Raw genomic sequence first — 21,941 nt, forward strand, 5'->3', positions numbered from 1 at the left:
ATTTTGCCCCGTCGCCAAGCGGTAAGGCACCTGACTCTGACTCAGGCATTCGGTGGTTCGAATCCATCCGGGGCAGCCAAATACGAAAGAGACCGATCGAAAGATCGGTCTCTTTTTTTGTGCTCAGCGCTCCTGGGAGAAGGCCCCTCTGAACGGGCTGGCTGAACCGTATCGAGAATGATTCAGATACGAAATTGACAACGATTCGCGTTTCGATTGGAATAGCCCCAGGCCGATCCGGGCCTGTCTGCCGAGTCCGCACGTGTACGTCTGCATCTGCAACGGGGTTACCGACCATCAGATCCGCGAAGCCGCCCTCAGCGGTGTCGCCAGCGTGTCCGAGCTGACCATGCGCACCGGTTGCGGCGCCACCTGCGGCTCCTGCCTGGACATGGCGGCCGACCTGCTGGCCAAGGCCCGCAACACCCACGATCTGCCATTGCCCGTTCTGGGGCTGGCGCAGGTCGCCTGACGCAACGCCGACGTCCGAAGGGCCGACTGGTCCGACTGTTCCGACTGGTCCGACTGGGTAGAGCCGACTGTTAGTCGGCTGCTCTTCCCGGACGTCCACGCAAACCGCCAGCCGACTAACAGTCGGCTCTACCCAGTCGGTATCCCACAGTCGGTTCCCCACCGTCGGTTTCCGCAATCGGTTCGCGAGTCATCTACTCAGTCGCTTCCACCAGCATCCACGCTGGAGCAGGGAGCTGCCCTCCCGCGGATTTCACGCGGTCTGAATGGAACGCCTTCCCGGCAGGTTGCGCAACTAAGGTTGATTCGCGTTCCTTCATCGGCGCACGCAACGCGTTACAGTGCCGGCGTTTTCACGCTGCAGGAGCACGGTCATGAAGGGCGACGCCAAGGTCATCGAATTCCTCAACAAGGTCCTCTACAACGAGCTGACCGCGATCAACCAGTACTTCCTGCATGCCAAGATGCTGAAGAACTGGGGTCTGAAGGAACTGGCCGAACACGAATACAAGGAATCGATCGAGGAGATGAAGCACGCCGACGTGCTGTCCGATCGCATCCTGTTCCTTGAAGGACTGCCGAACTTCCAGGCGCTGGGCAAGCTGCGCATCGGCGAGAACCCCACCGAGATCCTGCAGTGCGATCTGGCGCTGGAGCGCGAGGGCACCGTCACGCTGCGCGATGCGGTGGCCTACGCCGATTCGGTCGGCGATTACGTCAGCCGCCAGCTGTTCGTGAAGATCCTCGACAACGAGGAAGAACACATCGACTGGCTGGAAACCCAGCTGGAGCTGATCGAGCGCATCGGCGAGCCGAACTACCTGCTCACCAAGCTGGAAGAATGAGTCACCGCGCGGCGGTGGCGCGCACGCTGGCCTGGTAGCCAGCCAGCGCCAGCCGCGCCCGCGCGTATTCGGCAATCAGCAGCGCCACGGCCACGGCCGGGCGCTCCAGCGTGCCGGCGCGTGCGTCGTGTTCGATCCGACGTGCGGCCACCGACAGCGCCATCGCGCCCACATTCGCACTCGCCGACTTGAGGCTGTGTGCCAGTGCGCGCAGCTTCTCCAGGTCGCCGGCAACCGAGGCGTCCTGCAGCTGCCGGATCAACGGCGGGGTGTCTTCCAGGAACACGCCGATGATGTTGGCCGTCTCCGCACCGATCACCTCCTGCAGCTCGTCCAGCACGCCGCTGTCGAGCACCCCGGGTGTGCCATCTTCGCTACCGTCGTCTGCGACCAGCAGCGGCAACGGTGGCGGCAACGGCGTGGGCACCGCTGCCAGCACCGGCACAGCGGCGGGGGCGACCGGCGGGAGCGGGGGAGCATTGCGCAGGTCTGCCGCGTTGTCTTCCATGGTGAACTGCCAGCGCAGCAGGCAGGCCTGCAGCGACTCGCGGTTGACCGGCTTGGACAGGTAGTCGTCCATGCCTGCCTGCAGGCAGCGCTCGCGGTCGCCGGCCATCGCGTTGGCGGTCATCGCCACGATCGGCAGGCGGGTGCGGCCCTGCGCGGCTTCCTGTTCGCGCCAGCGGCGGGTGGCGCTGTAGCCGTCCAGCACCGGCATCTGGCAATCCATCAGCACCAGGTCGAATGCGCGGGTCTGCAGTTGCTGCAGGCCCTGCTCGCCATCGGTGGCGGTGGTGACGGTGCAGCCGAGCACCTGCAGCAGGCGCTGGGCGACCAGCAGGTTGACGCTGTTGTCTTCCACCAGCAGCAGGCGCAGGCCCAGCTGCGGCGCCTCCACCGGGCCGCTGTAGGGCTCCACGCTGGCCAGCAGCGGTGCCGGGCGCGCGCTGACCACCGCCGGGCGCAGCAGCGTGTGCAGTTCGACGTCGCCGGCATCGCGCGGCAGTACGTGCGTGTTCTCGCGCAGCAGCGCGGCCAGCGGCTCGTCGCCCTGCAGCCATAGCAGGCGCGGTGCGGGCGTGCGGGTATCGTGCAGCACCGCGCGGTGCAGCGCGGTGGCGCCGTGGCGCAGCGCATGGGTGTCGGCGATCACCCACACCAGGTCCGGTTCGATGCCCGGGCGCACGGGCGCGCGCAGGATGTCCTGCGCGGCCGAGGCGCTGTCCACCGTATGCAGGCGGATGTCGTGATGCTGCAGCACGCGCTGCAGGCGCTGCACCAGCAATGGGTCTTCGCTGACCAGCAGCGCGCGCGTGGTGGCGGGCGCGGCCGGCAGATCGCCCGCCACCTTCAGCAGCGGAATCTCGAACCAGAAGGTGGAGCCGTGGCGCGGGGTGGAGCTCACGCCGATGCTGCCCTGCATCAGGTCGATGATGCGCCTGCAGATGGCCAGGCCCAGCCCGGTGCCGCCGTAGATGCGGGTGGTCGAGGCATCGGCCTGGCTGAAGGACTGGAACAGGCGTGCCTGCAGACTGCCGTCGATGCCGATGCCGGTGTCGATCACCTCGAAACGCAGCTGGTGTTGGCTGGCCGTTTCGCCCTGGCGCGTGACCCGCACCCGGATCTGGCCGCGTTCGGTGAACTTGATGGCATTGACCATCAGGTTGCCCAGCACCTGGCGCAACCGCACCGGGTCGCCGCGCACCGACAGCCGCACCGCCGGGTCCAGTTCCAGCGACACGCCCAGGCCCTTGGCCTCGGCGCTGCGTTGCATCAGCTGGACGATGCCCTCCAGCAGCTCGCGCAGGTTGAACGTGGTGATTTCGAGGTCGAGGCCTTTGGCCTCCAGGCGCGAGTAATCGAGGATGTCGTCCACGATGCGCAACAGCTGCTGCGAGCTGACCGTTGCCGTGGCCAGCATCTGCCGCTGGTCGGTGCCGAGCTGGCCTCCGGCGATCAGATCCAGCATCGGCAGGATGCCGTTGAGCGGGGTGCGGATCTCATGGCTCATGGTGGCCAGGAACTCGCCCTTGGCCAGCGCCGCGGCCTCGGCCGCCTGCTTGGCCTGCAACAGCTCCTGTTCCAGCATGTCCTGCTGGTGCACGGCGCGCTGCAGGTGGTCGCGTTCGCCGGCCACGGCCTCGCTGCGGCGCTGCATCAGGGCCAGTTGCGCCTGCAGTTCGCGCCAGCGGCTGACGCCGACCAGTGCGGCTACCAGGCTTACCGCTGCAGTGCCGGCGGCAATGATCGCCCACGGCCCGTTGGCGCCGGCCGCCGCCATGCCGCTGGCGGTGGCGGCAAGCGCGGCCGCGATCGCGGCCAGCCACAGTGCGAGGGGAACCCGTCCGTGGGCTGTCATGGTCAGAGCACCGCGGTGTGGAAGTCGAAGTTCAGTTCGCTCCCGGCCGACTGCACCATGTTGCCCTGGATGAAGTCCACGCCCCCCATCCACATCGCCGCCGCGGCCTGCGGATCCTCGATCTGCTGGCCGATGATGAGCGCGCCGGCCCGATGCGCCGCGTCGATCGCGCCGCGCAGTTCGTCGCGCGTCTGCTGGTTGGCGTGGCTGCTGGAGAAGCGCGCGGCCATGCGCACGAAGGCCAGCGGCAACTGACCAAGCAGTGCGTTGGCCTCCGCGCCGGGTTCGAACTGGCTCAGGCAGAAGCGCACGCCCGCCGCACTCATGCGCGTGCAGAACTGCTGCAGGGTGACAGTGTGGATCAGCGCGTCGGGCAGGCGCACGTCGATGACCAGCGAAGCGCCCGGCAACTGGCGCTGCTGCAGCGTTTCCAGCAGCCAGTCGGCGAAGGCGTCACGGGCCAGCGTGCGCAGCGACTGCGAGACGAACAGGCTCAGCGGCTGGGCAGCGTGCTGGTACAGGTCGAGCAGGCCCAAGGCGTGGTCCAGCACCTGCTGGTCGAGGTCGGCGATGCGCCCGGCCGCTTCGGCTGCCGGAATGACCTGGCCGGCATTGAGCACGCTGCCATCGGCCTGGCGCAGGCGCAGCAGCACCTGGTACTGCGCGGTGTTGCCACCGGCCACTGCCACGATCGGCTGATAGGCCGGCTCCAGCTGGCCTTCCAGCAATGCGAGGTGTTCCTGCGCGGCCACGTCTTCGCGGCGCACGTGCGCGGCCACACCCGAGGGCAGCAGGCGAGCCTGCAGCGTGGTGCGCTCTACGGCCTCCAGCGCCGTGCCGGCGTCGCCGAAGCCGGCCGACAGCCGTCCATGACCCACGACGCCACGCAGATGGACCGATTCCTCGTCGCGGATCACGAAGGCGCGCGCGGACAACTGGTCGCGCAGGGTGTGCGCCATCGTGTCCAGCGATTCCTCGTCGATGCCGCGGGCGAGCACCAGGAAGCTGTTGTCGTTCAACCGCGCCAGCAGGTGCGGATGCGCGGTCTCGGCCAGGCGCTGGGCGGCCTGCACCATCAACCGTTCGAACGCGGCATAGCCGTAGCGCTCACGCAGGCCGAGCGCGCTGGCCACTTCAATGAAGAACAGCCCGCCGTGGTCGCGGTGCGCCAGCGAGGCGCTCAGCTGCTGCATCACGTGGTGGCGGGTGGGCAGGCCGGTCTCGGGGTTGTTCATTGCCGGCGCGCCCTGCGCACCCGGCTGGGTGGCGGCCTGCGCGCGGGCCCGGCGGATCCGGTTGGATACCGCTGCAATCAGATGGCGCGGCCGGATCGGCTTGCTCAGGAAATCATCGGCGCCACTGTCGAGCACCTCGAACTGGCGCTCCGGATCGGGATCGCCACTGAGGAACACGATCGGTAGCAGCTGCTGGCCGGGCTGCTGGCGGATCAGCGCGGTCAGGCGCATGCCATCCAGGCCGGGCAGATGCAGGTCCATCAGGATCAGGTCGGGGCGGTGTTCGTTGATCACCTGCTGCACGCCTTCGGCCTCGCTGTGCACGATGGCCTCCATGCCGGCACCGTGCAGCACGCTCTGCGCGAACAGCGCCTGCGAGCGGTCATCCTCGACGATCAGCACGCGGTACGGGGCATCGGAGCCAGGCGTCGGCTGTGGGGCGTCGTCCTGCCACTGCACCGGCGGCAATTGCGGCGGCGTGGCCGCAGCCGCTGCGCTGGCTGCGTTGAGCGGCACCACGTTGCTCGGCGCGGCGGCGGGCGCAGGCGAATCGACCCAGCGCTGCCAGTGGTCGGCGGGCGGGGTCTCGGCGCGGGTGGCGCGGGCGGATGCAACAGCGTTTTCGTGAACGGCCATCAGTACTCCCAGTCTGCGGCGCAATTATGCGGTATCGCGGTCGACCACGGTCCCGACCCTGTTGGCCGGTTGCCGCAGCAACCAGCGCATGCCTTTCCACAGGGTGCGCCAGACCAGCCAGACGATCAGCGCGCCGACCAGGCTGCAGGCCACCACCGCCACCAGCGCGAGCCACGGGTGGGCCAGCGCCAGCGCCAGGCCCCCCACCACCACTGTGTCTTCGGCGGCCGAGGCCACCCAGTTGCTGGCCGGTTCGGGCGAGGTGTTGAGCAGGGCCCGGGTGCCGGACTTCAAGCCATGGCTGGCCAGCGCCACCCCGGCGCCGGCGGCCAGGGCGGTGCCGCTGAGCTCGCCGTTGGGTGACAGCGTGGCCGCCGCCAGGAAGGCACCGGCCGGAACCCGCGCCAGGGTCTGGACCAGGTCCCAGGCCGAATCGACCCCGGGAATCTTGTCGGCGAAGAACTCGGTGATGGCCAGCGCGGCCGAGGTGCCCAGCACCCACCAGGACTCGGTGGCCTGCAGCGCGGGCGGCAGCTCCACCCAGCCCAGCAGCCCGGCCAGGCCGACCCCGAACACGGTGAGGTACACGCGGATGCCGGCCAGCCAGGCCAGCAGGATGCCGATCACGAACAGGTGGGCCTCGGTCATGGCAGGCGCTCCGGCGTCAAAGTGTGCACAGGCCCACACTATCGGGGATGGCGTCGATGAACGCTACTGCCCAGACACCGGCCGGAGGCGAAAAATGCGCCAACCCTGACTTACACTACACAGTCGCTCGTTCCGACAGGGCCGTGTCGGTATCGTCCATAGGGCGCTGCCGTGGAAAACGCCATGAACAACCCGACTCCTTCCCGCATCCAGATCCGCCGTCCCGGCACGCCGTCCGTGCCCGATCGCCGCCGCCTGCTGATCCTGGGCGGGGTGTGGCTGGCCACCCTGGTCCTGGCCGTGCTGGTGGGCCGCTGGCTGGGCAGCCCGGGCGGCGACGTTGGCCGTGAGCTGGACGCGGCCAAGGGGCGCGCCGAGACGCTGCAGAAGCAGGTGGTGGAACTGCAGCAGCGGCAGGCCACCCTGCAGGCCTCCGACCGCATCAGCCGCGCCGCCAACAACGAAGTGCAGAGCTCGCTGAGCGAGCGCGACGAGGAAATCGCCGGCCTGCGCGCCGATGTGGCCTTTTATGAGCGGCTGGTGGGGGCCACCAGCCAGCGCAAGGGCCTGAACACCCATTCCATTGAATTCTCGCCGGAGGCCGGTGGCACCTGGCAGTACGCCGTGGTGCTGACCCAGAACCTGAATCGCGGAGCGATCAGTCAGGGCCAGATGCGCTTCACGGTTGAGGGCGTCAAAGGCGGCAAGCTGACCTCTGTCAGCTGGGACGAGCTGCACCAGCGCACCAAGGTGCCGGGCCAGGAGTATTCCTTCCGGTACTTCCAGCAGCTCACTGGCAGCGTCATTCTGCCGAAGGACTTCACCCCGCAACGTGTGCGGGTCACGCTGGGGAACGGTGCAGGGGGCGCCACCCAGGTATTCGACTGGAAGCAGGCCGGAGCACCGGCTGCAGCAACGGCAAAAGAAGGGGAGTAAACCGATGTTTGGCAGCAACAAATCCAATCGCGACGGCCATCTGGTCGTGGACGCGCTCATTGGCGCGCAGGTGGTGATCCGGGGCGACGTGGAATTCAGCGGCGGCCTCTACGTGGAAGGCACGATCCTGGGCAAGGTGATCGCCCAGGAAGGCGCGGCAAACGCCACGCTGACCCTTGCCGAGCAGGGCGCCATCGAGGGCGAGATCCGCGCCCAGGTGGTGGTCATCAGCGGCCGCCTGGACGGCGACGTGCACGCCAGCGAGCGGGTGGAACTGACCCCGACCGCGCGGGTCAACGGCAACATCCATTACCAGGTGGTGGAGATGAACGCCGGCGCCCAGCTGACCGGTCGCCTGATCCACGGCAGCCCGCAGATGGCGTTGCCGCCGCCGGCCGCCGATGCCGCCGCCAGCAGCAAGGATGGCAAGGACGGCAACGCGCGCAAAAAGCTTGCCGACGCCATGGCCTGAACGCGGCATGCTTGAAAGCGTGCCCATGCACCCCCATGCTGGGGGCATGAGCACGCTTGTTTCCCTGCCCGGCGCCCCTGTCGCCGCGCCGAACTACCAGTCGTTGGACCGTCCGCTGAACTTCACCGAGGCCGCTGCGGCCAAGGTCAAGGAACTCATCCAGGACGAGGCCAGCACCTCGCTCGCGCTGCGCGTGTACATCCAAGGCGGCGGCTGTTCGGGCTTCCAGTATGGCTTCGAGTTCGACGAGAACCGCGCCGAGGATGACCTGGCCGTGGACACCAACGGGGTCACCCTGCTGGTCGATCCCCTCAGCCTGCAGTACCTGATGGGCGCCGAGGTGGACTACACCGAAAGCCTCACCGGCGCGCAGTTCGTGATCCGCAATCCGAACGCGAAGACCACCTGCGGCTGCGGCAGCAGTTTCAGCATGTGACCGGCACGGCAGCGTTCCGCCGGGCCGCTGCCGCTTGCTACTGCCGATGAATGGGGGCAGGCTTTAGGGATGTCCATATTCCCCCTTCCGCTGAGCGGTTTTTCCTTTACCACCGATCCCCTTGAACGTGCCGATACGCTGCGCGACGACGCCGATGCGTTGTTGCGCCTGTGGCCGCAGGCGCATGTGCTGGTCCTGGACGTCGACGGCCGCGCGCTGGCCGGCGAAGACGGTCAACCGCTGCGCCTGAGCGGCGCGCAGGTGGGCGGTGGCCCGGGCACGGCCATTTTCCTGGGGCTGCGCGGCGAGCAGGCGTGGTTCTCGATCGAGTCCGCCGCCGTCGATGTGAACGCCCCGCAGCGCGTGGACCTGCGCGAGTCGGCCAGCACCTGGTCGGCCGCCGACGCCAGCGCGTTCTGCTACGCCCGCGGCATGTCCTACTGGCAATCGCGCACCCGCTTCTGCGGCGTCTGCGGCGGTGCGGTGACCTTCAGCCGCGGCGGCTTCATCGGCCGCTGCGGCCAGTGCAACACCGAACACTATCCCCGGGTGGACCCGGCAGTGATCGTGGCGGTGGAGAACAACGGCCGGCTGCTGCTCGGGCGGCAGGCGAACTGGGCCCCGCGCCGCTACTCGGTGCTGGCCGGCTTCGTCGAACCCGGCGAGTCGCTGGAGCAGACCGTGGTGCGCGAGGTCTTCGAGGAAAGCAAAGTACGGGTCCGCGAGTGCCAGTACCTGGGCACCCAGCCGTGGCCGTTCCCCGGTGCATTGATGGTGGGCTTCAGCGCCACCGCCGAGGACGACGTTCCCACGGTGGACGGCGAGCTGGAGGACGCGCGCTGGTTCAGCGCCGAAGAAGTGGGCGCCGCGCTGGCCCGCGATGTCACCGATGACGGAATCGGCATCCGCCTGTCCCCGCCGATCTCGATTTCACGCAGCCTGATCGAACACTGGTACCGCCGCCAGGTGGGCTGAGCCGTACCCTGCGTTGCCGCTGCCTGAACACGGGGCGGCATACATTACCTACGGCCCGGGGAATTGCCGGGTCGCAAGGCATAGTAGCCGCCAGAAACCGAGCCGGAGGCATTCATGTTCACCACCCTGGTTGCCGTGCTGGTCGCCCTGGCCCTGGGCCATGTAGCGCCTGCCGCTGCGGTGGCGCTGCGCCGGTTCGGCGGGTACCGCCGCTGGCTGCGGTGGCTGGACGCACATGCGGCCGAGAACGGCTTCTGGCGCGGGCGCCAGGGCTGGGTGCTGGCGGTGCTGCCGTTCGTGCTGCTGCTGGCGCTGCTGCAGTGGGCGCTGCATGACCGCCTGTTCGGCCTGCCTTCGCTGCTGCTGGGCATTGCCACGCTGGTGATCTGCTGGGGGCCGCGCGACCTGGACCGCGACGTGGAGGCGGTGATCGACGCCGACGATGCGCATGCCCGGCATCTGGCCATCGCGCAGCTGCAGTCGGCCGGTGGCAGCCTGCACGAGGATGTTCCGTCGCTGGTGGAGGCGACCGTACTCAACGCCCTGCGTCGCTGGTTCGCGGTGCTGTTCTGGTTCCTGCTGCTGGGCCCGGTCGGGGCACTGGCGTACCGCCTGCTCACGCTGCTGGCCGTGGGGCCGATGCGCTCGCTGGCCAGCGTGGAGGCGGTCGTGGGCGCGCGGGTGGTGCTTTCGTGGCTGGAGTGGCCGGTGGCGCAGCTGATGTCGCTGTCGATGGCGCTGGTCGGCAACTTCGACACCGCCTACAAGGCGTGGCGTGAGGCACACGGCAACCGTTGGGCCGCATCCACGGTGTTCCTCGGCGCGGTGGCACGGGCCAGCGTCAGTGCCGAGCTGCGCGAAGACGCGCACGATTACAGCGATGCGGGCATGGTGCCGGTATGGCGCCGCCTGCCAGAGCTACGCGATGCGATGAGCCTGGTCTGGCGCATGCTGCTGCTGTGGATGGCCGCGCTGGCGTTGCTGGTGATTGCCGGTTGGGTGACTTAAGGCGCCAACAACGTAAACGGCATCCAGGGCAGGTTGCGCATCACCGCATAGCCGACCAGCAGCACCAGCCAGAACGTAGGATTGGCCAGCACCCGCATCAGCGGGTCCAGCGCACGCATGCGCACACCCGCGTTGTTGAGCAGCATCAGCAGCAGGAACGGCAGCGAGATCACCAGCAGGGGGTTCATCGCCAAGGCGCCGCTCCAGTCGAAATGGACCAGCGAATACAGGCAGCGGGTGCTGCCGCAGCCGGGGCAGTACAGCCCGGTCAGCGCGTACAACGGGCACCCGGGCAGCACGCTGTTGCTGGCATACGGGCTGACGTGGCGCAGCACCACGGTGGCGCCCACCGCCAGGCCGGCACTGATGGCCAGCGGCGCCCAGCGGGTGAGGGTTGTGCGGGAAGGCATCTTCATCACGGCAGAACGGCCCGGGCCGGGTACCCCGCAGGGGCACCGGACCGGGCCGTCCAGAGTGCGATCAGTAGTTGCTGCCGCCCATCGCGCCGCCGACGCCCATCACCACGACCAGGATGATGTACAGCACGATCGCAACGACGCCGATGATGGCCGACCACATGGCCCACTTCTTGGCGTTGGCAGACGATTCCTGCGCACCGGCGATGTCACCCGCGGCCAGCTTGCCGTTGACCTGGGCGGCATACACGATCGACACGATGCCGGCCGGCAGGCAGCAGAACAGGGTGGTCAGGATGGCCCAGACGAGATTGTTGGGGACTTGCGGGGCAGTGGCGTTCATGGGTGAAGCTCCATTTTCTTGGGTGAGTTGAACGAAGGGTGTTTCAAAGGTCGGAAAGAGCGCCCAGCGCGGCAATGCCGCCGAACAGACCGAACCACAACAGCAGCAGTACCGGCATGGCCAGGGCCGATGCCAACGCCCACCCACCTGCCTTGCGCGATGCCTCGTATGCACCTGCCAGGTCGCCCGCCGCACGGCGGCCGTCCACCTGGGCGGCATACACGATCGACACGATGCCCAGCGGCAGGCAGCAGAACAGCGTCGTCAGGATCGCCCACACCAGGTGGTTCGGTACGACGACGGCCGATGACGTTTGCGGCGGGTGATCCACGTACTGCTCCATTCCATTGGTTGTCCCTTGGCATCTCCAAAAGCCAAGTGACACCCCCTATGGCGGGTAATTTACCCGATGTTGCGTCGGGATGTATGCGTTTACATCCCCGTGGGGCGGGATTTCTTCCATGCGCCAGCGGACGGGCGGGGTCCGCCGCGTCCCGACCGGGGCGATCGCGACATCAGCCGCGGTCGCCGCGCAGCGCGCGCACCTGTGCTTCCAGCCCCTCGGCGGTGGCGGTGGCGCCGTCTACCGGTGCACCGGCGACCACTTCGATGTGGGCGCGGACGCGGCGGGGTACCCGCATGCGTCCCAGCCGGCTGTCGCGGCGGCTCCACATGCTGGACCACATCCCGCGCAGGGCCATCGGCACCACGGGCACGGGGCGGCGTTCGAGAATCTTCTCCACGCCGGATTTGAACGCGGCCATCTCGCCGTCGCGGGTGAGCGCACCCTCGGGGAAGATGCAGACCAGTTCGCCTTCAGCCAGCGCCTTGTCCACCTCGTCGAATGCCGCCTGCATCAGCGCAGGGTTCTCGCGCGCGCCGGCAATCGGAATGGCCTTGGCGGTGCGGAAGATCCAGCGCATCACCGGAATGTTGAAGATCTTGTAGTACATGACGAAGCGCACCGGGCGCGGGATCGTCGCCGACAGGATCAGCGCGTCCATGTAGCTGACGTGGTTGCACACGATCAGCGCGGCACCCTCGTCGGGTACGTTGGCTTCGATGCCGTGCGGGCGCAGCCGGTACAGGAAGCGCACCATCACCCAGCTGAGGAAGCGCATCAGGAATTCGGGGACGATGGTGAAGATGTAGATCGCCACCACCGCATTGGCGATCGCGAGGGCCAGGAACAGCTGCGGAATCGTCCAGTGCAGGAACTTCTGGGTGACCAGGGCGATCATCGCCGCACCGACGATGAAGCCGGAGTTCTGGATGTTGAGCGCGGCGAACACGCGCGACATTTCCGATTTCGGCGTGCGGCTCTGGATCAGCGCGAACAACGGCACCACGAAGAAGCCGGTGAACAGGCCGATGCCGACCAGGTCGATGATGATGCGCACGCTGCCCGGAGCGGCCACGAAGGCCGATACGCTCAAGCCTGCGGCGGTCGCGGTGCCGGCGCGCGCGAAGTACAGGTCCAGCATGAACGCGGTCATGCCGAAGGCGCCGAGCGGCACCAGGCCGATCTCGACGGTGCGCCCGGACAGTTTCTCGCACAGCAGCGAGCCGACGCCGGTGCCGACCGAGAACAGCGCCAGCGCGAAGATGTACAGGGTGGGCTCGCCGCCCAGGTTGACCACCGCATAGGTGGGCAGCTGCGAGGTGAGCATGGTGCCGACGAACCAGAACCACGACACGCCCAGAATGGCGTTGCGCACGGCCTTCTGCTTCTTGGCCAGGCGCAGCACCGCCAGCGATTCGGGAATGGGGTTCCAGTTGATTTTCAGGTCCGGCGCGCCGGCGTCGACCTTGGGGATCATGCGCGCGGTGACGTTGCCGGTGATGGCCAGTGCGATCACCGCGGTGGCCGCCACGATCGGACCAAAGCTACCCGCCAGGGTGAAGATGATGCCGCCGCTGATCATGCCGGTCAGGATCGACATCGAGGTGCCCATCTCGACCAGGCCGTTGCCGCCGGTGAGTTCTTCGGGCTTGAGCACCGAGGGCAGCACCGAGTACTTCACCGGGCCGAACAGGGTGGACTGCAACCCGGTGCAGAACAGCGCCACCAGCAGGATCGGCATGCTCTGGGTGAGGAAGCCGACCGCGGCCAGCGACATGATCGCGATCTCCATGGTCGTGGTGATCACGATCAGGCGCGACTTCTCCAGCTTCTCGGCGATCTGGCCGGCCAGGGCGGAGAACAGGAAATAGGGCAGGATGAAGATCGCCGGCGCCAGGGTGGTGTACAGCGATTGTTCTTCCTGGCTGACGCCGAGGTAGAACAGCAGGCCGATGATGGCCTGGCGGTAGACGTTGTCGTTGAACGCGCCCAGCGACTGGACGATGAAGAACGGCAGGAAACGGCGCTGGCGGAGCAGGGCGAACTGACTGTGGCCGGACATGGGAACTCCTTGCGAACCGGCGCACCTTATCACGCGGCCCCGCCGTCCCCGATTACCGCAACGTACGCGCGGCCTCGTTGGCGGCGGCGCGCAGCTTGGGCAGCAGGCGCAGCATGAGGCCCATCTGGGTGCGGATCAGCTGCAGCTTGGGCGGCATGTCCTCACCGATCTGCTCGAGCTGTTCGGCCAGGGCGCGGTCGCCGTCGTTGCCGTCCTCGGCCACCGGTTCGCGCTGCTCCAGCGCGCTGGCGATCTGCTGCATGGCCTGCTGCACGCGTTCGCCGCTGGAGCGGGCCAGCGGGTCCTGGGCGTAGCTGTCCAGCTGCGCGCGGTGGGCGCCCAGCGCGGAGAGGTGACCGAGCAGGGTGTTGGACAGGGCCAGGAAGCGGAAGCCGGCATCCAGATTGCGGCGCACGTGGCCCGGCTCGCGCAGCATGTTGGACAGGGCAGTGGACAGGGCTGCGTCGGCGTTGTGCATGTCGCGGCGGGCGATGCGGTAGGCCAGGTCGTCCTGCATGCCGCTGCCGTACTGGCCCAGCACGGCCTGCAGGTAGCCCGCGCAGCGCTCCAGCACGCGTGCCATGACCAGGTTGAGCCGCCGGCCCTGCCAGTCGGGCAGGATCAGGAACGCGGCGGCCGCGGCAATCGCGCAGCCCAGCAGGGTATCGACCAGACGCGGCCAGATCAGCAGGAAGCCGTCGCCAATCAGGTTGAAGCAGGTCAGCGCCATCACGGTGATGGCGGCCGAGGCCACCAGGTAGCGGTCGCTGCGGGTGAAGAAGAACAGCAGGGCCGAGAGCAGGGCGATCAGCAGCTCGATGCGCAGGTCCTGGAACAGTTGCATCAGGGCCCAGGTCAGCACCAGGCCGATCAGGGTGCCGGCGATCCGCTGGGCCAGGCGCTGACGGGTGGCGCCGAAGCTGGGGCGGCACACGAACACGATGGTGAGCAGCACCCACGAGCCGTTCTGGGTATTGAACAGGCGGATGGTGACAAAGCCGACGATCAGCGCCAGCGCCATGCGCAGGCCGTGCCGGAACAGCACCGAGCCGGGGGTCAGCTGCTGGCGGATGCGCACGCCCATCTCGCGGAGCGTATGCGGGTTGGTATCGCGCAGGCGGGTGTCGACGTTGTCGAGGGTGGATTCGGACTGCGCCGCTTCGGACAACCGGCGTTCGATGCTCTGCAGGTTGTGGCCGAGCAGTTCCAGCGAAGACAGCAGGCGCTGCCACTGCGGGTTGTGCTGGTCACGCAGCCACGCCAGGGAGTCGGTGAGGTCGGCGGTGGCCTGGCGGGTACGGTCGCCGTACTGGAACGGGCGGCGCAGGCGGATGGCGGTACCCAGGTTGGCGCAGGCCTCGCCCTGCAGGGCGAGCAGGCGCTGGCAGCGGTACAGCACGTCGCTGTGGAAAAACGCCTCGGTGAGGGCGCCGTACGGGTAGTGGGAGGAGCTGGCGCGCTCGTGGAAGTCCTGGGCCATGTAATACAGGCGCAGGTACAGCCCGGACTGCACGCCGGGGCGACCGGAGCGGCCGAAGCGGGCCAGGATGGCGGTCTTGGCAATGTTGAGGGCCTCGACGACGCGGCGGTTCTGCTCGGCCAGGGCGAGCTGCCGCTTCTGTACGTCGGCATCGCGCACGGGTTCGAAAAGATCGGCCTTGAGCTGCAGGTAGCGGCCCAGTTCGACGAACAGGCGCGCGATGCGCTCGCGCACGGGGCGGTTGGCGAACAGGGCGGTCCACAGGATGGAGAGCAGGCCATACCAGAGCGCGCCGGCCAGCAGGTGGCTGACGGCAGTGAGGGCCTGGGCACGGTCGGCGGCGCCATGCTGTTCCAGGCCGATCATGGTGTAGATGGCGAGGGTGACGGTGGCCTGGGCGATGGAGGCGTAACGCTCGCCCAGCGCACCGAGCAGGGTCAGGGCAAAGGTGGACAGGGCCAGCGCGCCGATGAACAGCCACGGCCAGGCGAACAGTTCGACCACGGCGGCGGCAGCAGCCACGAAGCACAGCAGCGACAGCGCAACGGACTTGGTGCGGCCCCACCAGTTGTCGTCGGTTTCGGCGATGGCGCTGGCGATGATGCCCAGGAACACGCCGGGCAGGGCGGGCAGCTGGTCGAGGTGCCAACACAGGCCCATTGCGACAGAGAGCGCGATGAACACCCGCAGGCCATAGCTGGCCTTTTCATGCGCCCACAGGCGGCTCAGGCGGGATTCTCGGGCGGACATGCGGACTCGCGATGCAGGGGGCACCCTCATTATTGCGTCATCGCAGTGAAGCCGACATAGCCGGTTGGTAGGTACCTGCCGTTGGTCGGCACCTACCCGGGCCGCGCCTCAGGCGCGCGCGGCCTGCTTCATCAGCTTCTTCTCTCGGCGGCGCGCGCGGCGGTTGACCCAGCGCTCGCGCAGGCAGGAGAAGATCACGTACAGCGCGGGCGTGCTGAGCAGGGTCAGGCTCTGCGAGAACAGCAGGCCGCCGATCATCGCGATACCCAAGGGACGGCGCAGTTCGGAGCCTTCGCCCAGGCCGATGGCCAACGGCACGGCGGCCAGGATCGCCACCATGGTGGTCATCATGATCGGCCGGAAGCGCACGATGCTGGCCTCGCGCACGGCATCGTGCGGGCTCTTGCCGTGCTCGCGCTGAGCCACCACGGCGAAGTCGATCATCATGATCGCGTTCTTCTTGACGATGCCGATCAGCAGCACCAGCGCGATCATCGAGATGACCGACAGCTCGGTGTTGGTGACGAACAACGCCAACAGTGCGCCCACGCCCGCGGCGGGCAGGGTGGACAGGATGGTGACCGGGTGCACCAGGCTCTCGTACAGCATGCCCAGCACCAGGTACACGGTGATGATGGCGGCCAGCACCAGGATCAGCATGGAGTTGGGGTTGAGCTGCACGTTGAAGCCGCCGCCGTCGCTGATGCGGATGTCGCCCGGCAGGCGCAGCCCGTCCACGGTGGCCTTGATGATCGCCTCACCCTCGCCGGTACTCACGCCCGGGGCCAGGTTGTAGCTCAGGTCCATGGTGGTGTACTGGTTCTGGTGGGTGATCTGCGGCGGGGCCAACCCGGGGATCTGGCGGGCCACGGCGGTGATCGGAATCATCTCGCCATTGCCGGCGCGTACATGGATCTCATCCAGCGCACGCGGGGTGGCTGTCTGCTCGGGAATCGCGTTGACCACCACGCTGTACTGGTTGATGTCCGAATAGATGGTCGATATCTGGCGCTGGCCGAACGCGCCGTACAGCGCACCGTCGATGGCACCCACCGACACGCCGAGGCGCGCGGCCTTGGCCCGGTCGATCTCGATGTTCTGGCGCAGCCCGGCGGTGTCCACGTCGGTGCCCACATCGCGCAGCATGGGGTTCTTCTTGAGCGCGGCCTGCACCTTGGGCAGCCATTCCTGCAGCTGGGCAAGGTCATTGCCCTGCAGCGATACCCGGTACTGCGCGCCCTGGCTGTTGCCGCCGCCGCCGTCGCTGGGCAGGTCCTGGATCGCGCGCAGGCGTAGTTCCAGGTCCGGGTAACGGTCGGCCTTGGCGCTCAGCCGTGCCAGCACCTGCGCGGTGGTCTCGCGGCGGCCGTCCTTGCGGGTCTTCAGCTCGATGTTGAACTGCGCGCTGGAGCCCTGGCGGCCGCTGCCCAGGCGCACGCCCACGGTCTTCACCGCCGGGTCGGCCATCAGCATGTCGGTGATGCGACGCTGGCGGTTGACCATGTCTTCGAACGACACCGTGGCGCTGGAGTTGGCGCGGCCCCAGATCAGGCCGGTGTCCTGCGGCGGGAACGAGCCCTTCTTGACCGCGCCGGCCAGCATCACCGTGGCCACGATCAGCAGGATCGGGGTGAGCGCCAACAGCAGCGCATGCCGCAGCGAGAAGTCCAGGCACACGGTGTACACGCGCAGCATGCGGTCGTGCACGCCGTCGAGGAAGCGACCCGTCCGCGACGGCGGCGCGTCATGGTCGTGCGCGCTCAGGAAACGGCTGCACAGCGCCGGCGTGAGCGTGAGCGAAACGATCATCGACACCACGATCGCCGCCACCAGGGTGACGGTGAACTCGCGGAAGAACGCGCCGACCATGCCGGTGGCGAACAGCAGCGGGATGAACACCGCCACCAGCGAGGCGGTGATGGAGACAATGGTGAAGCCGATCTCGCGCGCGCCGGTGAGCGCGGCCTGCATGCGTGGCATGCCCTCATCCAGGTGGCGCATGATGTTCTCGATCACCACGATCGCATCGTCCACCACGAAGCCAATGGCGATCACCAGCGCCAGCAGGCTCAGGTTGTTCAGGGTGAAGCCGAAGATGTACATGACCAGCGCGGCACCGGCCAGCGACAGCGGCACGGTGATGGCCGCGATCAACGTCGGCGCCAGCCGGCGCAGGAACAGCGCCATGGTCAGCACCACCATCGCCAGGCTGATGAGCAGCGTGATCTGCACTTCATGCAGCGACGAGCGGATGGTGGGGGTACGGTCGAAGTACGGGGTGAGCGTCGTGCCTGGCTGCAGGTAGTCGCGCAGCGCCGGGATCTGCGCCTTGACCCGGTCCACCGTCTCCACGATGTTGGCCCCGGCGCGGGTGAACACATACATCACCACCGCCGGCTTGTGGTCGAACCAGGCTGCCTGGTAGGCATCCTGCTGGCCGTCATAGACGGTGGCCACGTCCTTGAGCCGGATCACGCGGCCATCGTCCTGGGTCTTGATCACCAGGTTGGCGAAGTCCGCCGCGCGCGCCACCGAGTCGTTGGCGATGATCGCGGTGGTGGTGTTGCCGTCGGTCAGGAAGCCGGTGGGCGAGGTGACGTTGGCGGCGCGCACCGCGTTGCGCAGGTCGTCCGGGGTGAGGTTGAGGGCGTTGAGCAGGCGCAGGTTGACGTCAACCCGCACCGCAGGCGTAGAGGCGCCGGCGATATCCACCGAGGACACGCCGCTGATCTGGCGGATGCGCTGGGCCAGCAGCGAATCGGCCACGTTGTACAGCTCGTCGGCCGACTGCGTCTGCGAGGTCAACGCGATGGCGATGACCGGGTCGTCGTTCGGGTTCGCCTTCTGGAACATCGGCGAGCCGAGTCCGGAGGGCAGGTCGGCCTGCGCCGAATTGATCGCGGTCTGCACGTCCAGCGCGGCCGAATCGATGTCCACGCCACTCTGGAAGATCATGAACACCAGCGAGCTGCCTTCCGAGCTCGACGAGCGCATCTGGTCCACCCCGGGCAGCTGGCCCAGGTGGCGTTCCAGCGGCGCGGTGACCGTGGAGGCCATGGTGGTGGCGTCGGCACCGGACTGGCTGGCATGCACGAAGATCACCGGAATCTGGATGTTCGGCAGTGCCGACACGCCCAGCTTCAGGTAGCAGATCAGCCCGATCACGAACAGGCCGATCGCCAGCAGCGTGGTGCCGATGGGGCGGCGGATGAACGGTCCGGAGATGTTCACGCGCGGTCCTGCACGGCGGCCTGGCGCAGCGCGCGCTGCTCACGGCGCACGCGCATGCGCTCGGAGAAGCGTTCCATGTACAGGTAGATCACCGGCGTGGTGTACAGCGTGACCAGCTGCGAAAGCAGCAGGCCGCCGACAATGGCGATACCCAGCGGGCGGCGCAGCTCCGAGCCGATGCCGGTGCCCAGCGCCAGCGGCAGCGCGCCCAGCATGGCCGCGGCCGTGGTCATCATGATCGGGCGGAAGCGCAGCAGGCAGGCGCGGCGGATCGCCTCGTGCGCGTTGGCACCGGCGCGGCGCGCCTCGATCGCGAAGTCCACCATCATGATGCCGTTCTTCTTGACGATGCCGATCAGCAGCACGATGCCGACGATGCCGTCCACCGACAGGCTAAGCCCGCACACCATCAGCGCCAGCAGCGCGCCCACGCCGGCCGGCGGCAGGGTGGAGATGATGGTGATGGGGTGGATGTAGCTTTCGTACAGCACGCCCAGCACGATGTAGATCACCACCAGCGAGGCCAGCAGCAGCCACACCACGTCGGTCTGGCTGCCGGTGAACTCGGCGGCCTTGCCGATGAACTGCGCGTGGACCTGCGAAGGCATGTCCAGGCTGGCGCGGGTCTCTTCAATCGCCTTGACCGCGTCGGACAGCGAATAGCCCGGGGCGATGTTGAACGACACCGTCACCGCCGGCAGCTGCTGCTGGTGGCTCACCACCAGCGGCGTGCTGGTGACCTTGCCTTCGGCCAGTGCGGCCAGCGGAATGATGTTGCCCGCACCGACCGGAATGCCGGTGTTCTGCGCGCCGATGCCGGTGGCGGTGGACGAGTTGGACGAGCTGACCTGGCCGAAGTTGGTGGCATTGCTGCCGGTCAGCGCACCGGCGCCGTTGGAGGCCACCGCCAGCTGGTTCATCAGCGCGGTGCTGGTGCGGAACTCCGGCGCCACTTCCAGCACCACGCGGTACTGGTTGAGCTCGGTGAAGATGGTGGAGATCTGGCGCTGGCCGAACGCGTCGTACAGGGTGTCGTCGATGGTCTGCATCGGCACGCCCAGCACGCTGGCCTTGTCGCGGTCGATGGTCAGTTCCAGCGCGCGGCCCTGGTTGGACAGGTTGTTGTCCACGTCGGCCAGCTCCGGGCGCTGGCGCAGCGCCTCGGTAAGGCGCGCGGCCTGCAGGGCGACCTGGGCGCTGTCCACGTCCGACAGCGAGTACTGGTACTCGGTGGCGGCCACGCGGGTATCCAGGGTCACGTCCTGCACCGGCTTGAGGTACAGCGCCACGCCGGGAATGCCGGCCACGGCGTTCTGCAGGCGCGGCAGGATCTCGTCGAGCCCGTCGCGGTCGCCGCGCTTCTTCAGCACGATCGACAGCTGGCCCTGGTTGAGCGTGGGGTTCATGCTGCCCGCACCGATGAACGCGGACACGCCGGTCACCGCCGGGTCCTTGCGCAGTGCCTCGGCCACCGCCTGGGTGCGCTGCTCCATCTGCGGGAAGGCGATGTTCTGGTCGGCCTGGACCACGCCGGTGATCAGGCCGGTGTCCTGCTCGGGCAGCAGGCCCTTGGGGATCACGATGTACAGCACCACGGTGAGCACCAGCGCACCGGCGGCCACCGCCAGGGTCAGCGGCTGGTGGTCCAGCACCCAGTCCAGGCTGCGTTCGTACAGGCCCACGGTGCGGCTCCACACGGTCTGCTTGCCGGCCGCGTGGGCGCGCTCATGCGCGTCTTCGCCTTCCGGCAGCGCGTCGGGCTTGAGCAGGTAGGCGCACATCATCGGGGTGAGCGTCAGCGAGATCAGCATCGACAGCACCACCGCGATGCTCAACACCCAGGCGAACTCGTGGAACAGCCGCCCGGTGACGCCGGGCATCAGCAGCAGCGGCAGGAACACCGCCACCAGCGACACGGTCAGCGACAGCACGGTGAAGCCAATCTGGCGCGCACCGATCTCGGCCGCCTCCGGGCCGCTCTTGCCCTGTTCGATGTACCGCACGATGTTCTCGATCATCACGATCGCATCGTCGACCACGAAGCCGGTGGCCACCACCAGCGCCATCAGCGACAGGTTGTCCAGCGACATGCCGGCAAAGGCCATCACCCCGAAGGTGCCGGCCAGCGACAGCGGCACCGCGACCGAGGGAATGATCGTGGCCCACAGCCGGCGCAGGAACACGAAGATCACCGCGACCACCAGGCCGATGGTCAGGATCAGCGTGAACTGCACTTCGTGCACCGAGGCGCGGATGGTTTCGGTGCGGTCGGAGAACACCTCCAGGTGCACGTCGGCCGGCAGCACGTTCTGCAGCTGGGGCAGCAGCGCCCGGATCCGCTCGACGGTCTGCACGATGTTCGCGCCGGGCTGGCGGCGGATCTCCAGCAGCACCGCCGGCTTGCCATCGGCCCACGCGGCCAGCTGGTCGTTCTCGACGCCGTCCACCACGTTGGCCACGTCCGACAGCCGCACCGGGCGGCCGTTCTTGTAGCTGATGATGGTCTCGCGGTAGTCGGCGGCGCTGGTCAGCTGGTCGTTGGTGCCGATCGAGTAGGACTGGGTCTTGCCGTTGAGCGAGCCCTTGGGCGCGTTGACGTTGGCCTGGGTCAGCGCGCTGCGCAGTTCTTCCAGGGTCAGGCCCATGTTGGACAGCTGCGCCGGATTGACCTGGATGCGCACGGCGGGGCGCACATTGCCGGCGATGGAGACCAGGCCGACGCCCTGCACCTGCGACAGGCGCTGGGCCAGGATCGAGTCGGCGTAGTTGTTCACATCGCGCAGCGGGCGCGTGTCGGAGGTGAGCTTGAGGGTGATGATGGCCGCGTCGGCCGGATTCACCCGGTTGTAGACCGGCTGGTAGGGCAGCGACGAGGGCAGCGTGGCCTGGCGGATCGCGGCCTGCACGTCCTGCGCGGCGATGTCGATGTCGCGGTCCATCGAGAACTGCAGGATGATCGTGGACAACCCGGCCGACGAGTCGGAGGTCATCAGCTCCAGCCCGGAGATCTGCCCGAACTGGCGCTCCAGCGGCGTGGTCACCAGCGAGGCCATGGTGGTGGCGTTGGCACCGGGATACTGGGTGGTCACCACCAGGCTGGGCGCATCAATTTCCGGCAGCGCCGAGACCGGCAGCTGGCGGTAACCCAGAATGCCCAGCAGCAGCAGGCCCGCCATCAGCAGCGAGGTGGCGATGGGGCGGCGGATGAAGATCGTCGAAAAGCCCACGGGCGGATCCTTGCTGTTACGTCAAACGGCGATGCAGGGGACGAACGCCGGCCCGAAGGCCGGCGTCG

The 21,941-nt window shown here is 67.9% G+C and carries 17 protein-coding genes and 1 tRNA gene; 8 read left to right on the top strand and 10 right to left on the bottom strand.

Annotated elements, in window-relative coordinates; translation table 11 throughout:
- The first annotated feature begins 4 nt into the window (after positions 1-4).
- The 3 genes from ACOZHM_RS05270 to bfr all read left to right on the top strand — a co-directional run bounded on the left by ACOZHM_RS05270 (position 5) and on the right by bfr (position 1,316).
- Positions 5-79, top strand: a tRNA-Gln gene (locus tag ACOZHM_RS05270).
- Between the two features lie 183 nt (positions 80-262).
- Positions 263-472 (top strand): bacterioferritin-associated ferredoxin, encoded by a 210-nt coding sequence (locus tag ACOZHM_RS05275; RefSeq protein WP_313345311.1) that lies wholly within the window; start codon positions 263-265, stop codon positions 470-472.
- Positions 473-845: 373 nt separating this feature from the next.
- Positions 846-1,316 carry a bacterioferritin gene (bfr, locus tag ACOZHM_RS05280; protein ID WP_214904479.1) on the top strand — a complete coding sequence of 157 codons (471 nt, stop codon included), beginning with the start codon at positions 846-848 and terminating at the stop codon, positions 1,314-1,316.
- A gap of 1 nt (position 1,317) precedes the next feature.
- On the opposite strand, the gene ACOZHM_RS05285 is transcribed toward bfr, so the two are convergent.
- From ACOZHM_RS05285 to ACOZHM_RS05295, 3 genes are read right to left on the bottom strand one after another with little or no spacing between them, the layout of a single operon-like run.
- A complete protein-coding gene (locus tag ACOZHM_RS05285) occupies positions 1,318-3,639 on the bottom strand; it encodes an ATP-binding protein (protein WP_421568118.1) in 2,322 nt (773 codons plus the stop codon).
- 38 nt (positions 3,640-3,677) lie between these two features.
- Positions 3,678-5,570: an EAL domain-containing protein gene (locus ACOZHM_RS05290; protein ID WP_421567958.1), complete on the bottom strand. Its 1,893-nt coding sequence runs from the start codon at positions 5,568-5,570 to the stop codon at positions 3,678-3,680.
- Positions 5,571-6,194 carry a DUF4126 domain-containing protein gene (locus ACOZHM_RS05295; protein WP_421567959.1) on the bottom strand — a complete coding sequence of 208 codons (624 nt, stop codon included), beginning with the start codon at positions 6,192-6,194 and terminating at the stop codon, positions 5,571-5,573. It lies immediately after the preceding gene.
- Positions 6,195-6,377: 183 nt separating this feature from the next.
- Between ACOZHM_RS05295 and ACOZHM_RS05300 the strand changes: the two genes are divergently transcribed.
- The 5 genes from ACOZHM_RS05300 to ampE all read left to right on the top strand — a co-directional run bounded on the left by ACOZHM_RS05300 (position 6,378) and on the right by ampE (position 10,021).
- Entirely contained in the window at positions 6,378-7,130 is a 753-nt protein-coding gene (locus ACOZHM_RS05300; RefSeq protein ID WP_421567961.1) for a DUF6776 family protein, read from the top strand.
- Positions 7,131-7,134: 4 nt separating this feature from the next.
- A complete protein-coding gene (locus ACOZHM_RS05305; RefSeq protein ID WP_421567962.1) occupies positions 7,135-7,602 on the top strand; it encodes a bactofilin family protein in 468 nt (155 codons plus the stop codon).
- A gap of 46 nt (positions 7,603-7,648) precedes the next feature.
- On the top strand, positions 7,649-8,038 hold the full coding sequence (gene erpA / locus ACOZHM_RS05310) for an iron-sulfur cluster insertion protein ErpA (protein WP_038685803.1): 390 nt from the start codon (positions 7,649-7,651) through the stop codon (positions 8,036-8,038).
- A gap of 69 nt (positions 8,039-8,107) precedes the next feature.
- A complete protein-coding gene (gene nudC, locus ACOZHM_RS05315; protein WP_421567964.1) occupies positions 8,108-9,013 on the top strand; it encodes an NAD(+) diphosphatase in 906 nt (301 codons plus the stop codon).
- A 114-nt stretch (positions 9,014-9,127) separates the two neighbouring features.
- Entirely contained in the window at positions 9,128-10,021 is an 894-nt protein-coding gene (gene ampE / locus ACOZHM_RS05320; RefSeq protein WP_421567965.1) for a regulatory signaling modulator protein AmpE, read from the top strand.
- Here the strand turns inward: ampE and ACOZHM_RS05325 are convergent.
- From ACOZHM_RS05325 to ACOZHM_RS05355, 7 genes are all read right to left on the bottom strand, one after another.
- Positions 10,018-10,431 (bottom strand): DUF2752 domain-containing protein, encoded by a 414-nt coding sequence (locus ACOZHM_RS05325; RefSeq protein WP_421567967.1) that lies wholly within the window; start codon positions 10,429-10,431, stop codon positions 10,018-10,020. The genes ampE and ACOZHM_RS05325 overlap by 4 nt on opposite strands.
- Before the next feature lie 70 nt (positions 10,432-10,501).
- Positions 10,502-10,780 carry a CD225/dispanin family protein gene (locus ACOZHM_RS05330; RefSeq protein ID WP_421567969.1) on the bottom strand — a complete coding sequence of 93 codons (279 nt, stop codon included), beginning with the start codon at positions 10,778-10,780 and terminating at the stop codon, positions 10,502-10,504.
- Between the two features lie 43 nt (positions 10,781-10,823).
- Entirely contained in the window at positions 10,824-11,123 is a 300-nt protein-coding gene (locus tag ACOZHM_RS05335; RefSeq protein WP_421567970.1) for a CD225/dispanin family protein, read from the bottom strand.
- Positions 11,124-11,295: 172 nt separating this feature from the next.
- Positions 11,296-13,185 (bottom strand): MFS transporter, encoded by a 1,890-nt coding sequence (locus ACOZHM_RS05340; RefSeq protein WP_421567972.1) that lies wholly within the window; start codon positions 13,183-13,185, stop codon positions 11,296-11,298.
- Positions 13,186-13,237: 52 nt separating this feature from the next.
- Positions 13,238-15,415, bottom strand: coding sequence for a YccS family putative transporter (yccS, locus tag ACOZHM_RS05345; protein ID WP_421567974.1), 2,178 nt, complete (start codon positions 15,413-15,415; stop codon positions 13,238-13,240).
- Positions 15,416-15,523: 108 nt separating this feature from the next.
- Entirely contained in the window at positions 15,524-18,646 is a 3,123-nt protein-coding gene (locus ACOZHM_RS05350; RefSeq protein WP_421567975.1) for an efflux RND transporter permease subunit, read from the bottom strand.
- Positions 18,643-21,873, bottom strand: coding sequence for an efflux RND transporter permease subunit (locus ACOZHM_RS05355; RefSeq protein ID WP_421567977.1), 3,231 nt, complete (start codon positions 21,871-21,873; stop codon positions 18,643-18,645). The genes ACOZHM_RS05350 and ACOZHM_RS05355 overlap by 4 nt, the downstream gene beginning before the upstream one ends.
- Between the last annotated feature and the right edge of the window lie 68 nt (positions 21,874-21,941).

Origin of the sequence: Stenotrophomonas sp. PD6, from assembly GCF_049199305.1 — a bacterium.
Lineage (GTDB): Bacteria > Pseudomonadota > Gammaproteobacteria > Xanthomonadales > Xanthomonadaceae > Stenotrophomonas.

Coding starts and splice junctions, on each gene's coding strand:
- bfr (WP_214904479.1), top strand. CDS start 846: ATGAAGGGCGACGCCAAGGTCATCGAATTCCTCAACAAGGTCCTCTAC.
- ACOZHM_RS05295 (WP_421567959.1), bottom strand. CDS start 6,194: ATGACCGAGGCCCACCTGTTCGTGATCGGCATCCTGCTGGCCTGGCTG.
- ACOZHM_RS05300 (WP_421567961.1), top strand. CDS start 6,378: ATGAACAACCCGACTCCTTCCCGCATCCAGATCCGCCGTCCCGGCACG.
- ACOZHM_RS05305 (WP_421567962.1), top strand. CDS start 7,135: ATGTTTGGCAGCAACAAATCCAATCGCGACGGCCATCTGGTCGTGGAC.
- erpA (WP_038685803.1), top strand. CDS start 7,649: ATGAGCACGCTTGTTTCCCTGCCCGGCGCCCCTGTCGCCGCGCCGAAC.
- nudC (WP_421567964.1), top strand. CDS start 8,108: ATGTCCATATTCCCCCTTCCGCTGAGCGGTTTTTCCTTTACCACCGAT.
- ampE (WP_421567965.1), top strand. CDS start 9,128: ATGTTCACCACCCTGGTTGCCGTGCTGGTCGCCCTGGCCCTGGGCCAT.
- ACOZHM_RS05325 (WP_421567967.1), bottom strand. CDS start 10,431: ATGCCTTCCCGCACAACCCTCACCCGCTGGGCGCCGCTGGCCATCAGT.
- ACOZHM_RS05330 (WP_421567969.1), bottom strand. CDS start 10,780: ATGAACGCCACTGCCCCGCAAGTCCCCAACAATCTCGTCTGGGCCATC.
- ACOZHM_RS05335 (WP_421567970.1), bottom strand. CDS start 11,123: ATGGAGCAGTACGTGGATCACCCGCCGCAAACGTCATCGGCCGTCGTC.
- ACOZHM_RS05340 (WP_421567972.1), bottom strand. CDS start 13,185: ATGTCCGGCCACAGTCAGTTCGCCCTGCTCCGCCAGCGCCGTTTCCTG.
- yccS (WP_421567974.1), bottom strand. CDS start 15,415: ATGTCCGCCCGAGAATCCCGCCTGAGCCGCCTGTGGGCGCATGAAAAG.